Here is a 15,403-nt window from a genome sequence, read left to right as displayed (position 1 = left end):
GATCGGACAAATAGCGAAGGGACGGCGCTCGAATGGGATCCTAACCGGAACGCTAGCGTCGCTGGAACATCCGGAGCATTCGGTGGGTGACCAGGAAACCGCCGACGAGATTGACACTGGCGAAGACCACCGCGCAGAACGCCAACAGTTGGGCCCAGAGCGTGCTCTCGACCCCCGCGGCCAGCAACGCGCCAATCAGGGTGATGCCGGAGATGGCATTCGAGCCCGACATCAAGGGCGTATGTAGGGTAGGGGGGACCTTGTTGATGATCTCGAGGCCGACAAAGACCGCGAGGACGAAGATGGTCAGACCCGCGACGAACGTTCCCATTAGCTTTCACCTCCCGAGGTGGCCGCGAGTTCCCCCATTCCCAAGAGCGATCGGACGACGGGGTGGACGACGTCGCCCTGGTGAGTCACGAGCGACTCGGCGATCACCTCGTCGCTGAAGTCGAATCCTTCGACGTCCTTCTTGACCGCCAAGCCGACGAGATTGGTCAGGTTGCGGGCGTACATCTCGCTGGCGTGTTGCGGAACCGTCGCGGGCAGATTGGTCGGCCCCATCACAGTCACCTCGTCGACCACGACGGTTTCGTCGGCGACGCTCGCTTCGCAGTTTCCACCCCTGGCGGCAGCGAGATCGATGATCACCGAGCCGGCGGGCATGGTTTCGAGCATCTCGGTGGTGACGAGCAGGGGGGCTTGCTTGCCCGGAATCGCGGCGGTGGTGATGACGATGTTTGAACGAGCGACGACTTCGGCCATCAATTCGCGTTGTCTACGGTAGAACTCCTCGCCGAGTTGTTTCGCGTAGCCTTGGGCGTCTTCGGTCCCGTCCGCGTCGAGATCGAGTTGGACGAACTTGCCGCCGACCGACTCGACTTGCTCCCGCGCGGTGGGCCGGACGTCGTAGGCCTCGACGATGGCGCCGAGCCGTTTGGCGGTCGCGATCGCTTGCAGACCGGCGACGCCCGCTCCGATGACGAAGACGCGCGCGGGGGCGATGGTGCCAGCGGCGGTCATGAGCATCGGGAAGAGCCTCGGGGACTGCACGGCGGCAATCAGCACCGCCTTGTAGCCGGCGATGGTCGCCATTGAGGAGAGGGCATCCATCCCTTGGGCCCGCGTGATTCGCGGAATCAGCTCCATCCCAATCAGGGAGAGGCCGCTCTCGGCCAATTGAGCGCACTCTTTCGGTTCGTTGAGAGGATCGAGAAACCCGATCGCGACTTGGCCGGCTCGCAGCGAACGGGAATGTTCGAGGAGCATCGGGATGGGCCAGACGCCCAAGATGAGTTGGGACCGTTCGAGGAAATCGCCGGTCTCGCTGACGATGTCGGCGCCCGCCGCCCGGTAGTCGTCGTCGGAAAACCCGGCCAAAAGACCGGCGTTCTCCTCGACGAGGACCTCCAGACCCAACTTTTGGAGAACGAGGACGCTCTTGGGATCGATCGCGACCCGCAGCTCGTGCGCCCCTCTTTCTCTCGGAACTCCTACAATCATTTGGGTGTGATGAACCTCGTCGTCCCAACTATCCTCATTCGCCACGAGGAGCGTGGGAAGGGTTCCCACGTCCAGCGTTCCTGGATCGAGCCATGTTCGGCGATCGAGGAAGCTTCTCGCTCGGTCGACCGGTCGGCAACGCATCTGGGCGAAGGCACCGCGGTCCGGGCGACGAGCGGTATTTTAGGCAATTTCGCGTACATTTGACACCGCTAGTCCGAGTCGGGTTGGAGCAAACAATCGCGTTGCATCAACGGAATCGAGGACGGCGGAGATTCAGTAAATGAAATAAAAGAAATCAGTTGCCATTAGGGTTGTTGATGCTAGCCTAAACGGGGATTCTCCGCTACACGCCAGAACTTAGGGAGATCGTCCTTTCGCCGAGAGAGGATCGTTCGCCATATCCTGTTGGCGAATCGGGTGAGAAGTTCGCTCGCGGACACATCGCAATCCGTGGCGAGGACTTCCGTCTGGCACACGAGATGCCCGCTCGAATCATATTGGTAGGTTAGCGGCGCCGTCAGGACTGCCGTTTCCTTTGACTTGCCGTCCACCCGCCTCGCGGCTGGCAAGGCATTTAACGTTGATTGGGTCCGGCCTCTCACCCCCCGCGTGGGGTGACGGGACCGTTGACTACTGGACTCGCTGTCAGGAGTGGAATATGAGGGATCACTTCCCGCCTCGCCACGGACTCTACGATCCCAGTTACGAACGCGATGCATGCGGCATGGGTTTCGTGGCGGATATTCATGGTCGTAAGTCGCATTCGGTTCTCCGCGATGCCCTCATCGCGCTGACGAACCTCGAACATCGCGGCGCGCGCCATGCCGACGGGCTCAGCGGCGACGGCGCCGGCATCCTGACGCAGATCCCCCACGCCTTCTTCAGCAAGGAACTCGACGCGTGCAAGACGCGCATCGATCGCATCGAGGATCTTGCCGTCGGTGTCTTTTTCCTTCCGGGCAACCCCAAGGTCGCCTCGAAGTGCATGGACATCGTCGAGGACGTGGTCCTTTCGGGCGGGCTGCGCTGGTTGGCATGGCGCGCGGTTCCCGTCGGCGACGAGGCGCTCGGCAGCGAAGCGCGCCGGACGTGTCCCGACATTCGCCAGGCGCTGATCGCTCGGCCCGAGGGCCTCGACAACGATGCCTACGAACGCTTGCTGTACGTCGTTCGTCGCCGGATCGAGCGTCGGATGCGCAATGCCGGCTTGGGTCCGTTCTACATTCCCTCCTTTTCGCATCGGACAATCAGTTACAAGGGCCTGATGGTCGCCCCGCAGCTCGATAAGTTCTTCAAGGACTTGGCCGACCCCGATTTCGACACCGCGATCGCCCTCTTTCATCAACGCTACAGCACCAATACGTTCCCGACGTGGCAGTTGGCCCAGCCCTTCCGTTTTCTCGCCCACAATGGGGAGATCAACACGTTGCAGGGGAACATCAACCGCATGCGCGCGCGGGAACCGGTGATGTTCTGCCATGTCTGGAACGGCGAGTTGGAGGACCTGATCCCCGTCATCCAAGAGGGGGGCAGCGACTCCTCGTCGTTCGACAACGTCTTTGAGCTCTTGGTCCTCTCCGGCCGCAACCCGCTGCACGCGATGATGATGCTCTTGCCGGAGGCTCCCCACGATCTCGACGATCCCGAGGTCTCGGCGTTCTTCCAGTATCATTCGATCATGGTGGAACCGTGGGACGGTCCCGCCGGCGTCGTCTTCAGCGACGGTCGCTACGCGTGTGCCGGACTCGATCGCAACGGCCTGCGCCCCTCGCGCTACTGGGTCACCGAGGAAGGTCGCGTCATCTGCGGGTCGGAAGCGGGGATCGTGCCGACCAATTCGCCGGTGATCGAGAAGGGGCGACTCGGCCCCGGGATGATGCTGGCCGTCGATACCCAAGAGGGCCGGGTGATCAAGGATGGCGAACTGAAACGCCAGATCGCCCACCGCTATCCCTACTCGCAGTGGATCAATCATCACACGCGCTTCGCCGAGCGGGCCAAGGACGAGTGTGCCCGCGTCGCCGGCCCCACTTGGCAGCCCGAGTCGGACGAACTCGTGCGGTTCCAGAAGGCGTTCGGCTACGGCAAGGAGGACATGGATCGGTTGATCATCCCGATGGTCTACGACCGCAAACCGCCGGTCGGATCGATGGGAGACGATACGCCGATCGCGTGCTTGTCGGAGCAGCCGCAACTGCTCTACCGCTACTTCAAGCAGCGGTTCGCTCAAGTGACCAACCCGCCGATCGACCCGCTGCGCGAACGGTTGGTCATGTCGCTGCGGATCCTGGTCGGAGGCCGGGGCTCGGTCCTGGAGGAGGAGGAATCCTCCGCTCGCGTTATTTCGTTCCCCTCGCCGATCATCACCCAGGCCGAGCTCGATTGGATTCGCTCGCAGAAGCCGAGACAGTTCCGCTCTCGGACCCTCAAGTGCCGGTTCCTCGTCTCCGATGGTAGTGGCGGCTTGGAGAAGGCGATCGGCTGGCTCTGCGACGAAGCCGAGCGGCAGATCGAGAAGGGTTGCAGCATCATCGTCCTCTCGGACCGCGATGTGGGACCCGGTTGGGCGCCGATTCCGATGCTTTTGGCGATCGGGGCGGTTCATCATCGGCTCATTCGCGCCGGTCTGCGGATGAAGACGTCGATCATTTGCGACACGGGCGAACCGCGCGAGGATCATCACTTCGCCTGCCTGCTGGGTTACGGGGCGGCGCTGATTCATCCCTATCTCGCCCTCGCCAGCGTTGACCAGGTCGTCGAGAAGGACCCGCGCAAGACGGGAATCACCCGCGAACGCGCGATTCACAACTTCAAGGACTCGATCGAGCAGGGCATCCTCAAGATCATGTCGAAGATGGGGATCTCGACGGTCAACAGCTATCGCTACGCGCAGGTCTTCGAGATTCTCGGTATCGCGCGGTCGGTCGTCGATCAGTACTTCACCGGAACGCCCAGCCGCATCGAGGGCGTCACCCTCAACGACATTGGACGCGACGTCCTTCGCTTTCACCACGAGGCCTACGGCGATAAGGCGGGGCTTCAGGAGCAGGGGCACTACCGTTTCCTCGGCAGCAAGGGCGGGGAGTACCACTCCTTCAATCCCGCCGTCTTCAAGCTGCTGCACAAGTCGGTCCGGAACCAGGACTTCGGCGCCTACGAGGAGTACACTCGGCTGGTCGACGAGGATCGCAAGCCGTGCAATCTTCGTGACCTGATGCAATGGGAGGAGGCCGCGCAGCCGGTGCCGCTCGACGAAGTCGAGCCCGCCGAGGAGATCGTCAAACGCTTCTGCACCCAGGCGATGAGCCATGGGGCTCTGTCACGCGAATGTCACGAAACGCTGGCGATCGCGATGAACCGTCTGGGCGGCAAGAGCAACTCCGGCGAAGGAGGTGAGGCGGTCGAACGGCTTCGTCCCTACGAGGAGGATCAGCCCGACTTGTTTCTCTCGCCTTGGAGCCCGCGCAAGGGGGACTGGGGCAACAGCGCGATCAAGCAAGTCGCGTCGGGGCGCTTCGGCGTCACTCCCGAGTACTTGGTCTCCGCCAAGGAACTCGAGATCAAGATGGCGCAAGGCGCCAAGCCGGGCGAGGGTGGTCAGATTCCCGGCCACAAGGTCTCCGAGGAGATCGCCAAGATTCGGCGATCGGTCCCCGGCGTGACCCTGATCTCGCCGCCGCCTCACCACGATATCTACTCGATCGAGGACCTCGCCCAGTTAATCCACGACCTCAAGCAGGTCAATCGCCAGGCGAAGGTTTGCGTCAAGCTGGTCTCCGTCGTCGGTGTCGGGACCGTCGCCGCCGGTGTCGCCAAGGGCTACGCCGACTGCATCCAGATCTCCGGGCACGACGGTGGCACGGGCGCCGCGCCGCTCGGTTCGCTCAAGCACGCGGGGTTGCCGTGGGAGCTCGGGCTCGCCGAAGCGCAGCAAGTGCTCGTCAAAAACGACCTTCGCGGTCGCGTCACGCTCCGCGTCGACGGTGGACTCAAGACCGGTCGCGACGTCGTCATCGCCGCGATGTTGGGAGCGGAGGAGTTCGGCTTCGGGACGGCGGCGATGATCGCCACCGGGTGCGTGATGGCGCGTCGTTGTCACCTCAATAACTGCCCCGTCGGGGTTGCGACCCAGCGGGAGGATCTACGCAAGAAGTACCCGGGAACGCCCGAGCACGTGGTCGCGTTCATGCTCTACACCGCCGAGCAGGTTCGGATGATCCTCTCGCGACTGGGCGTCCGGAGCCTCGACGAGATTGTCGGTCAGGTCCATCTCCTCAAGCAGTGCAAGCGGCCGCTGCCGAAGACGACGAACATTTCGCTTGCGGCGATCCTCACCGATCCGGATCCCGCGCGGACCAAGCCGCGTTGCTGCAATCAGGATCGTAACGATTCGCCGACCCTCAATTCGGGACTTGCCCAAGACCTCTGGCGCGCCTGCGAGTCGACGATCGAATCGGGCGAACCGATCGAAGTGCAGTTCGACATCCAGAACCGCGATCGCTCGGTCGGTGCCCGGCTTTCCGGAGAGATCGCTCGACGCCATCGCGGCGAAGGGCTGCCTGCCGGAACCATCACGGCGCGGTTCAAAGGCACGGCGGGCCAGAGCTTCGGGGTCTTCAACCATCGCGGGGTGAATTTCTACCTCGAAGGGGAGGCGCAAGACTATGTCGGCAAGTGCATGCACTCCGGCATGATCGTCATCGCTCCGCCCAGCGATGCCAAGTTCGCCAGCCACGAGAACACCATCATGGGCAACACGGTCCTCTACGGAGCTACCGGCGGGAGCCTCTACGCGGCGGGCATGGCCGGCGAGCGACTCTGCGTTCGCAACTCGGGCGCCAAGGCGGTGGTCGAGGGCTGTGGCGACCACGGCTGCGAGTACATGACTAACGGTGTCGTCGTCGTTTTGGGTGAGGCGGGTCGTAATTTCGGCGCCGGCATGAGTGGCGGTATCGCATACGTATTGGACCTCAGCGGCGATTTCGAGCGACTCTACAACCCGTCGATGGTCCGCATCGGCCGAGTCGAGCACGACGTCGATGAACTGCTTCTCAGGGCCATGGTCGAGCGCCACGCGACGCTGACGTCGAGTCTGCGTGCCAAGTGGGTACTCGAGCACTGGCAGGAGACGCTGCCGAAGTTCTGGAAGGTCGATCCGCATCCCACCGCGGAAGACGAGGATGCCTGCGAGCAGGATATCAAGGCCGTCGAGCAGGCCGCTCTCGAGGAATTGAAGCTGGAAGCCGAGTCGCTTCAGCTCGCGTGATCAAGTCTTGAGGATGCCTCCACCAGGTTCACCTCCTCGGAGGTACCTGGTGGTATGGTTCGCATCGACAACCGTGTGGTTGGGGGCTTCTCCGCTCGAAGAAACGCCAGGGCTTTCCCCTTGTGATGTTGGGGGAGAGCCTTTCTTTACGTCTCTTGGGGTGGGCTAGCCGGCGCGGCGGGTTTGCTGTCGAATCGCCCCCTCTTCGCCGCTTCGCGCTTGGCTTGATCCATGGCGTTGATTTCGGTCGACGTCAATTCCTTGGTGATCGTCTCGAGGCGGTTGTTGACCACGCTATTCTTGCGGCGCCGCGCGAGCTGTCCCGTGACTAGGACCGCTATCGCCGCTCCCACTACGGCCGCCAAGGGAATGAGTCGTTGGCCGATGGGCAGGAATTCGCCGACGGCGACCCCCACGAGAAAACCGAGGGCCGTCCACGTCGTGCTGTTCATGAACAGCGTGCTTCGACTGTGCAGCAACTGATTTACCTCTTCTGCGAGTGACGCCGGGTCACTTCCCGTGGAAGCAGTCGATCCCCTGGAGGGGGCCTTGACTCCACGTGCATGCTCTTCCAGTATTCTTCTGTTTTAGCATGAATAGAACCAGAATGGGCCCCAGAATTACGCTAGAATCAGACTCCGCCACTCCAGTGGGGGCCAAGGAGAGGGCGCAGCCCATTAGAGCTCGAGCCGACTCTGGAGACGGAGACTAGCGCACTGGTCCAACGAAGTCTTGAGGTGCCACTGGCTGCTTGTCCGCCAGTGCCAAAGGGTTAGGGTTGCCCCAACACTGAGTTGAAGTTGGAACAGAGCACTAGCGAAACGCCTCGGAGAGCCTGTTGCGGTAGTCGTTGGCCGTCGTGATCGTCGATCCCACGATGCTCAGGATGCGGTAGGCGGGTTCCTTCACCCGCGCTTTGCCGAACTCGCGATCCGTCTCGGCGATGCTGATGAAAGTCTCGAGCGCCTTTTCCCACTCTTCCTTTCCCGCTTGAACGAAGCCGAGATCACGGCGTGCCTCGAGGTCGTCGGGGTTCGCCTCGCAGCGCTTGCGACATTCATGCTCGGAGCCAATCGCCGTCGCCTCGCGACGAAACTCGATCCGGGTCTGCACGTTCTGGGCGCGATGGTATCCCTTGTTGCCGAAGGGGATCGCGGCGGCATGCTCCTCGGCCCTCTCCAGTTCGCCCCAAGTCACGTAGCACTCCGCGAGGGCCGCGCGGGCCGCGGTCAGGGTCGGATCGAGCGCGACCACTTTCTCGTAAAGCTCAGCCGCTTGTCGCGGGTCCTCGGGTTCCAACGCCACCGCTTGGCTTAGCAGGGTCTCGGCTTCGGTCGGAATGAGACGGCCGATGAACCGCCGCATCTGGTCCTCGGGTGGAAGTCCCATGAATTGGTCGACGGCCAGGCCGTTCACGAAGGCGATCACCGCGGGAACGCCCTTCACGTTAAACTTCTGCGCGACTTTCGAGTTTGCTTGGAGGTCGAGCTTGCGGAGGAGAAACGCGCCCTTGCCCTCGTTGGCGAACTCTTCGAGCCGCGGGGAGAGGACTTTGCAGGGGGCGCACCACGCGGCCCAAAGTTCGAGCACCACCGGAACGTCGCGCGAGCGGGCGAGCACCTCCTCCACGAAGGTCTCTTCCGTGACGTCATCGATCCAAGGCGAAAAGGGCATCCCCTGTCTCCATCAAGGCTCTCCAAGGGCCCGCATGAAGTCTTGGCCCAGTCCGTCGTCGTTTATGGGCAATGCGCGAAGAGTCGTCCACCTCGTGGGAACGTCAATTGTCCCGAGAGGGGAACGACCGCGCGAGTTCCTTGTCGTTCGTGTAGACGTGCACCGCTAATGGTTGGAACGTTTCCTTGAGCCGGCCGGACTCGAGGGTGAGTTCGCGATCCTCTCCGAAGACGTAGAGGTGACTTCCTCCCGGAGGAATCGGAAGGGAGACCTGGCGTTCGTCGTTGGCCTGGTTGATCGCCACGAGCAGGAACGCATTCTTGTCGCGACGTTGCCAGAGGCTGATCCGCTGGCCGTCCAGTTCCTTCTTCGCTTCGTCACTCGCGGGCCAAGCGATCGTCCGGCCATGCAGGAGCAAGGGGGTGATCGCCTCGAGTTCGCGAAGGAGGCTCGCCATCGACTTGTCGTCTGGGGAGAGGGAGGAGCTGGACAGCAACACGCCGGAGGAGCCGGCGGTGAGTTGGCGGTAGAATTGTTCTCGTGGGGTCAGCGTCTCCGACGGTTCGGGCCCCTTGGCCGCGGGCGTCTCGGGGGCCCCATGGACCCTGATCTCGCCGAAGGTCACCAGACCGTTGTCGGCGGCGTTTTCAAAGCTAGCAGACGTCTCCGAGGGGTTGACGGGCAGGGCGACGACGTCCTGAAAGCCGGGCGTCGAGTCGTTTGGGCCGAATTGCGAACGCGGCAGCAGGCAAAAGCGTTTGGAGTCGGTCGAACGCACCGTCCGGTAGAGTTCGGCGATGGCCGGTTCGTCGACGTCGTCAAAACCGAACCAGTAGCCGCCAATGCCCCTGGAAGAGCGCAGGGCTCGGGTACGCTCGGCCGTCTGGTCGAGCGTCCGCTCGGAGTCGTACTTGCCCGACGGAAACGGGGAAACGATCACGTCGAGCATCGCGTCACTCGCCGCCCCGGCCACCTCGAGGAGTTCCCTGAGATCGAGCCCCCGCTGATCGAGGAGAACTCCCGTGAATCCAGCCTTCGCGATTTCGGCGAGCTTTGGCACAATGGCGGACGTCTGGAGCTTCGGATCGGTCGGTCGCCAGATCTTGGGGTAAGTGAGCTTGTTGTTGATCACCGCGACGTTTCGCGGCGTGAAGTGAGCCATTGACGCCAAACCGCCGGACTCCTTCACGATCAGACGCCACGACGCGTTGGCGAACTCGCGCCCGGTCCTGCGTTCGACAAGCGAGCAGCGTATCTGGCCGTTGCGATGGAAATTGGGAATGGGAAGTCGGGCTTCGGCCCGCAATGGATCAACGCGATGGGGCCGACGGTCGGTGAACCCCGTATCAAGATCCTGTTCGGTCACGATGAGTCCGGCGATCTCAAGATCGTCCCGAGTCAGGCCCGCGATGCGGATCCGTAGTTCCGTCATGCCGGGAGTGACCCAGCGGCGGTAGCTCGGGATGAGCAGGTAGAGACGCGCGGACGGTGGTTTCGAAAGCATGCGGTTGCTCGGAATAGAGGATTGCCGTGATTGACCGATCCGGGCTATTCTGACGTCTCTATTCGAGCGAGACAAGAAGTAGGCTCGGCGTCTTCGCGGTCGATGGAAAAGAGCGTGAGGGGAGCTGGCGTTCGCCGGATCTTCTCGCCGCTCAGGTCGAGGAAGGTGCGGACTCCACGAGCGTGCGAGCCACGACGAAGCGGCAAGAGGGTAGGGAAGTACCGTTCACGATGGACGACGCGAGCTGGGAACGACTTCAGGACCAACTGGATCGCTTCGAGCGCGAATGCGCGATGTCCTTTCCGAGACCACTCGCCGACTTCTTGCCCCCGAAGGACGATCCGATCTACCAGCCGCTTTTAATCGAGTTGGTTCGCACCGATTTGGAACTGCGCTGGCGACGCAAAAAGGGAGTGCAAGTCGAACACTACTTGAGCGAGTTCCCCGAACTGCTCGAGAGTGGCGAGATGACGAGTCTGCTCGAAGATGAATTTCAGTGGCGCGTCCGGTTTGATCGCGAACCGAGTCTCGAGGAATACGACAAGCGATTCCCGAAGCTCTCGGAGGTGTTGCGTAAGCGACTCGCGTCGCGGGTGCCGGTTCCGGAGGGTTCCGAGAGTGGCATTCGGCTCGTCGCTTCGCGCGAGCGATTGGAATCGGACTCGTCGAGTGCGGACGACACGCTGGTCGCCGAGGAGCCGATCGCTCCCTCGTTGTCGTCCGGTTCGTGGTTGAAGCCGAGTGACTCGAGCGACGGCACGAAGCTCTTTCGTCCCCGCAAGCGGCATCCTCAGCCCCGAATCGTCCTGTTCGACGAGAATGGGCTCCCTGGGGAGCATATCACGATTCGCCGGGCGGAATTCCGAATCGGACGCGAGCACGGGGACTTGCTGATCCCGCACGATTTGCTTGTCTCGGGGCGTCACGTCGTCCTGAAATGGCAGGAATCGCGGCTGACGCTGATCGATGAGGGAAGTCGGAACGGGACCTTTCTGCGACTCCGCCCCGGGTTTCCGTGGCCGCTGCCTCCGGGTTGCCGACTCTTGTGTGGCAGCCAACTTTTCCAAATGAGCGAGAACACCGACCAGGGACGGGATCCAGTCGACGCGCGGCTGACCAAGATCAGCGATCAATCGTCGATGGAGCGTCATTTCCCGCTCGATCTGGAACAGCCGATCTCGATCGGCCGCGACAGTTCGACCGACATCTCGGTGCGGGCGGACGATTTTCTTTCCCCACGACACTCCCTAATTCGATACGACAGGCAACGAAAGACCTTCACCATCGAGGACTTGATGAGCTTGAATGGGACCTTCATGAAGATCAACGGTCCCGCCCCTCTCGTGGACGGCGACATGTTCCGCATTGGGGAACAGTTGGTCGGGGTGCTCTTTCCTGGGGTAAAATAAAGCTAGACTTGGCGGGGGTCGAGCGTGGAGGATGGGGAAATCCCATTGGAAGCGATCCGTCAACAAACCCAAAGTGGTGACTGAAGCCACCCCGACGACGCTGAGCCTCGGCGAACCATGACCGCGCCAAGTGACATCAATCAACTCCGAAGCGACGACTGGAATCGCCTCCAGGAAGTGCTTGCGCGCTTCGAGCAAGAGTATCGGGGTGGCAACTCGCATGACCTCGAGGCGTACTTGCCCGAAGCCTCCGACTCGCTGCGCCTGCCTCTTCTCTTTGAACTGGTGCAGACCGATTTGGAGCTGCATTGGAAGGATGGCAAGCGAGTCTACGTCGAACGCTACCTCGAGCGTTTTCCCGAACTCCTCCACGCCAAAGGCTTTCCATCACTGCTGTGCAACGAGTACCGCGTTCGCCACCGCCATGGGGAAAGCGTCAGCCTGACCGACTACGAGCAGCGCTTTCCGCGTGTCGCCGATTCGTTGAAGGATCTGTTCGACCAATCGGACCCGACGCTCGTCGATTTGCCCCAAGACACCGATGACACGTTGACGGGCGATCCGCCCTCCATCGCGACCGATGTCCTCTCGGTCCCGGCGGACGCGGGGATTCCTCCAAAGATCAAGCTCATCCGCAAGATCGGGGAAGGGGGGTTTGGCGAGGTGTGGCGTGCCGAGGCTCCCGGCGGCGTGCCCATCGCCATCAAACGCATCTTCGGATCGGTTTCCCCGAGGGCGATCGAGCGCGAACGCGAGTCGCTCGACTTGTTCTGTTCCGGAAAGCTGCGGCACCCGTTTCTGCTACAGATCTTTGGGTGGTGGATCGAGGAGGACCAACTCCACATCGCGATGGAGTTGGCCGACACGACGCTCGAAGAGCAACTTCGCATCTCGCAGCGGGAAGGTCTTCCGGGAATTCCGTGCGATCGCCTGCATCCGATCATGATCGATGCCGCCGACGCGCTCGACTTTCTGAACCTGCGCGAGAGCATTCTTCACCGGGACGTGAAGCCGGCGAACATGCTGCTCATGGCCGATCGCATCAAGCTCGGGGACTTCGGCTTGTCGCGGATGACCGAGAGCCTCGCCCTGGCGATGGGAAAGACGATGGGAGCCGGAACGCCGGTCTTCATGGCGCCGGAGATCGTCGAAGGCTACCAGTCGATTCACAGCGACCAGTATTCCCTGGCGATCAGCTACTACATGTTGCGGACGGGCAAGTCGGTCTTTCGTGGCCGCGCCGCGGAGATTCGCAAGCAGCATCTCTTTGCCAATCCCAAACTCGGCAGCGATTTGCTGAGCGACGACGAGCGCGATGTGCTGCTCAAGGCCTTGAGCAAGAAGCCCGACGAACGTTTCCCGAGCTGCGAAGCGTTCATCAGGACGTTGATCGATGTTCAGTCGGGGAAGACCTCCGATGGGATCTCCCATCACGTCTCGACGCTCGATCAGGGAGAGATTCTCAGCTCGATTGCTCGCGCGGTCGAACAAGAGATGTTCGATCAGGAGATCGAGCCCGAAGAGGGGGCAAAACGGCCCCAAAAGGCGCCGATTTCGACCAAAGACGTCACGAATCCGCCCCAAAGTGCGCCGATTTCGTCCCAAAACGAACAAAAAAGCGTCGAATCGGCACACCGCACGCCCCTCGAGTCCCGGTCGGGGCGCGATGCCGCGGCCAGCGTCAATGAACGCGTGGCGGAACCACCAGCGCGGGAGGATGCTCCTCCACCCGAGGAGGAGATCAATCTCGACGGGTCGAATCGCAAGTGGAATCGGCTCTATCGGCCCGGTTCGGGTTCCTACCAGAGCGTTCCCAAGCAAGAGACGCCGCGTAGTGGGGTCGTTTCCACCGATTCGGAGAGGTCGCGAGGCATGGGGATGCTGGCCATCATCGTTCTTGCCGTCTTATGCCTGGTCGTGCTCGTCGCCGGACTCTTTCTGCTGTTCGGTTCTTAGGTACCTGATCGGCAATGCTGCCGCATCCATTGGACTTCTCCCGAAACGTGTGTGGTTGTCTCGGCGACTAGCAGCCCTTTTGACCAATGTCCGCGTCAAAGAAACTCGACGAATCTACGGATTCGCCTGCGTTTCTTCTTGTTGATCTTGGCCAGCATGGCTCGTTCTCGCCCTGGCCCGCTCAAATCAACGGACTGTTAGGCTCCGTCTCAAAAGTCGGCTCTGGCTTCGGCTGGCTACGTTGCCACGGGACTTTGTCGGTCTGCATCGACGAATCCAACGGATTCGCCTGTTTCGACCTCCTCGTCCCCCACCAACTCGCTGTGCCTCGCGCCGACGATCAACTCTTGAGACGATGCCTAGTGTCCTGATGGGTCATTTCGTTGACGAAAAGATCTTTGGGTGCCATGCCCACGCTTGGTCAAGGGCACCCGGCCGCTCCACCTTCGTCAGTCGACGGCTCGCTCGAACGACAGGCGCGCGAAGTGCGAATTCTGGACCGGGATCAGGATCTCGAGGCTTTGCTGGAGAACTTCGCCGGGAGAGCGCTGGGCGTCGATGTCGGCGATGTGGCCGGCGCCGTAGTAGTCCAAAAGCGGGGCGGTTTCCTGTTGATAGATTTCCCAACGATGGCGAATGACCGACTCCTTCGCATCGTCCATCCGGTTCTCGCGTAGGGCCCGGCGGCGAAGTCGCTCGATCATCTGCTCCTCGTCGGGACAGACGAGATGGAGAACCTTGAGCACGTGGATGTGCTTGGTCAAGAGATCGGCTTGCTCGACGGTTCGCGGAATCCCGTCGAGAACGAGCACGTCGAACTCCGGCTTAAAGGCCCGCAACACGACCTGATTGTCGATGTGCCTGGCCCAGATCTCGATCGTGATCTCGTCGGGAACGAGTTCACCCTTGGACGAGTAGTCCAGGAACAAGCGTCCGATGTCCGACTGAATGTCCAACTGGCGAAAAACGTCGCCACAGGCGCAGTGGAAGAACCCGGGAATCGTCCCAAGAATGCGACCTTGTGTTCCTTTGCCCGCTCCCGGCGGGCCAAAAAGGAGCACGGTTTGATATTGGCTCATCGATCTCTTCCTCTGCTGGCTTTGGGCGATGGTTGGTGCTCCCCCCAGGGGGCGGAGAGAGACGCTGGACGCGGCGTGCCGTCGGTAGGCCTGCTGGCGTTGGTGATTCCCGAATGTAGGTTTCTTCTCCGATTGGCCACAATATGCCGATGATAGTGTCGAAACTTCGGCGTCTCAAGTCGACAGAGGCCATCGGGCGTCAACTAAGCTTCGCCACCAGCCGTCCGCCGATGTCGTAGAAGCGCCCCACGAGTTGGCACCGCAGCACCTCAAGCAGCAATTGCACCGACTCTCCGCCCGGCGAGTCGACTTCGACGACATAGTATTTCCCGCGTGAAATCCGCGAATGTAGCAGGCTCGCCCCCGCCGTCGAGATGTCGCGAAGGATCGCGATGGTCGGCACGTCGAGCGCCACGTGGCGATCGCTCAAGGGGATCACGGGAACGGGAACCGCGATCGTCGACCTCATTTCGTGGCGTTTCTCGGGATCGGCCGACCCCCGCGGAGAGGCGAGCGACGCCCGGGCCAAGTCGATCATCGCCTGGGGAGGTGGCTGCAAACGCGAGCGCCTCATGTCGAAGCGGCGCGGCAGATTCTCCGATCCGCGAAGGTTCTTCGCACGATCCGCCGCCGAGGCGTAGCCCCACGATTCCCGATCGATGCGATGGACGTACACCCGTTCGATTCGCGACGCGACGAGTCCATTGACGAAGTCGCTGGTGATCTCGCTTCCCGCGACCAACATCGCTTGCCCCGCCTCATCCACAATCGGTTGATGGGTTCGGTGACCGATGGGGAGTCGGCTCACCGACACGCTGAAATAGTCGGTGAGAATCAACGGACGTTCTCCCTCCAACGAAGATGTTGGCTCACGGCGGCGACGGTGAACGAGGGGAGTTGCCCGGCGTCGAGATTGTTCACCATTCCCCCTATACTCGCCCGGTCACGTGGGTGCAAGTCGGGACGAGGCATTGTCGAGGCTTCCATTGCCGGCTAGGCTGTTAGCGGG

Annotated in this window: 10 protein-coding genes; 3 read left to right on the top strand and 7 right to left on the bottom strand. The window is 61.8% G+C overall.

Features of this window, described 5'->3' with window-relative positions; all coding sequences use genetic code 11:
* Positions 1 to 52: 52 nt before the first annotated feature.
* Together Pan216_RS14895 and Pan216_RS14890 are read right to left on the bottom strand one after the other, a co-directional pair.
* Positions 53 to 331 (bottom strand): NAD(P) transhydrogenase subunit alpha part 2, encoded by a 279-nt coding sequence (locus Pan216_RS14895; protein ID WP_145258881.1) that lies wholly within the window; start codon positions 329 to 331, stop codon positions 53 to 55.
* On the bottom strand, positions 331 to 1,572 hold the full coding sequence (locus tag Pan216_RS14890) for a Re/Si-specific NAD(P)(+) transhydrogenase subunit alpha (RefSeq protein ID WP_419192546.1): 1,242 nt from the start codon (positions 1,570 to 1,572) through the stop codon (positions 331 to 333). Before Pan216_RS14890 ends, Pan216_RS14895 begins: the two co-directional genes overlap by 1 nt.
* 592 nt (positions 1,573 to 2,164) lie before the next feature.
* Here Pan216_RS14890 and gltB point away from each other — a divergent pair.
* Positions 2,165 to 6,772, top strand: a complete 4,608-nt coding sequence (gltB, locus tag Pan216_RS14885; RefSeq protein WP_145258879.1) for a glutamate synthase large subunit — start codon at positions 2,165 to 2,167, stop codon at positions 6,770 to 6,772.
* Between the two features lie 146 nt (positions 6,773 to 6,918).
* Here the strand turns inward: gltB and Pan216_RS14880 are convergent, their stop codons facing one another.
* The 3 genes from Pan216_RS14880 to Pan216_RS14870 all read right to left on the bottom strand — a co-directional run bounded on the left by Pan216_RS14880 (position 6,919) and on the right by Pan216_RS14870 (position 9,950).
* Positions 6,919 to 7,251, bottom strand: a complete 333-nt coding sequence (locus Pan216_RS14880; RefSeq protein ID WP_145258878.1) for a hypothetical protein — start codon at positions 7,249 to 7,251, stop codon at positions 6,919 to 6,921.
* Positions 7,252 to 7,585: 334 nt separating this feature from the next.
* The gene (locus Pan216_RS14875) at positions 7,586 to 8,446 is read right to left on the bottom strand and encodes a tetratricopeptide repeat protein (protein ID WP_145258876.1); all 861 of its coding nucleotides are present in this window, start codon (positions 8,444 to 8,446) and stop codon (positions 7,586 to 7,588) included.
* A 103-nt stretch (positions 8,447 to 8,549) separates the two neighbouring features.
* Positions 8,550 to 9,950, bottom strand: coding sequence for a hypothetical protein (locus Pan216_RS14870; protein WP_145258874.1), 1,401 nt, complete (start codon positions 9,948 to 9,950; stop codon positions 8,550 to 8,552).
* 182 nt (positions 9,951 to 10,132) lie between these two features.
* On the opposite strand from Pan216_RS14870, the gene Pan216_RS14865 reads away from it, so the two are divergent.
* Positions 10,133 to 11,359 carry an FHA domain-containing protein gene (locus Pan216_RS14865; protein WP_145258872.1) on the top strand — a complete coding sequence of 409 codons (1,227 nt, stop codon included), beginning with the start codon at positions 10,133 to 10,135 and terminating at the stop codon, positions 11,357 to 11,359.
* A gap of 117 nt (positions 11,360 to 11,476) precedes the next feature.
* Entirely contained in the window at positions 11,477 to 13,315 is a 1,839-nt protein-coding gene (locus Pan216_RS14860; protein ID WP_145258870.1) for a serine/threonine-protein kinase, read from the top strand.
* Positions 13,316 to 13,764: 449 nt separating this feature from the next.
* Here the strand turns inward: Pan216_RS14860 and Pan216_RS14855 are convergent, their stop codons facing one another.
* Together Pan216_RS14855 and Pan216_RS14850 are read right to left on the bottom strand one after the other, a co-directional pair.
* Positions 13,765 to 14,394 (bottom strand): adenylate kinase family protein, encoded by a 630-nt coding sequence (locus tag Pan216_RS14855; RefSeq protein ID WP_145258868.1) that lies wholly within the window; start codon positions 14,392 to 14,394, stop codon positions 13,765 to 13,767.
* Between the two features lie 199 nt (positions 14,395 to 14,593).
* A complete protein-coding gene (locus Pan216_RS14850; RefSeq protein ID WP_145258866.1) occupies positions 14,594 to 15,232 on the bottom strand; it encodes a hypothetical protein in 639 nt (212 codons plus the stop codon).
* Between the last annotated feature and the right edge of the window lie 171 nt (positions 15,233 to 15,403).

The organism is Kolteria novifilia, from assembly GCA_007748055.1.
Taxonomy (GTDB): Bacteria; Planctomycetota; Planctomycetia; order Kolteriales; family Kolteriaceae; genus Kolteria; species Kolteria novifilia.
The sequence above is the reverse complement of the archived record's forward strand: the minus strand, read 5'-3'. Positions and strand labels throughout refer to the sequence as shown.

Coding starts and splice junctions, on each gene's coding strand:
- Pan216_RS14875 (WP_145258876.1), bottom strand. CDS start 8,446: ATGCCCTTTTCGCCTTGGATCGATGACGTCACGGAAGAGACCTTCGTG.
- Pan216_RS14870 (WP_145258874.1), bottom strand. CDS start 9,950: ATGCTTTCGAAACCACCGTCCGCGCGTCTCTACCTGCTCATCCCGAGC.
- Pan216_RS14855 (WP_145258868.1), bottom strand. CDS start 14,394: ATGAGCCAATATCAAACCGTGCTCCTTTTTGGCCCGCCGGGAGCGGGC.
- gltB (WP_145258879.1), top strand. CDS start 2,165: ATGAGGGATCACTTCCCGCCTCGCCACGGACTCTACGATCCCAGTTAC.
- Pan216_RS14860 (WP_145258870.1), top strand. CDS start 11,477: ATGACCGCGCCAAGTGACATCAATCAACTCCGAAGCGACGACTGGAAT.
- Pan216_RS14895 (WP_145258881.1), bottom strand. CDS start 331: ATGGGAACGTTCGTCGCGGGTCTGACCATCTTCGTCCTCGCGGTCTTT.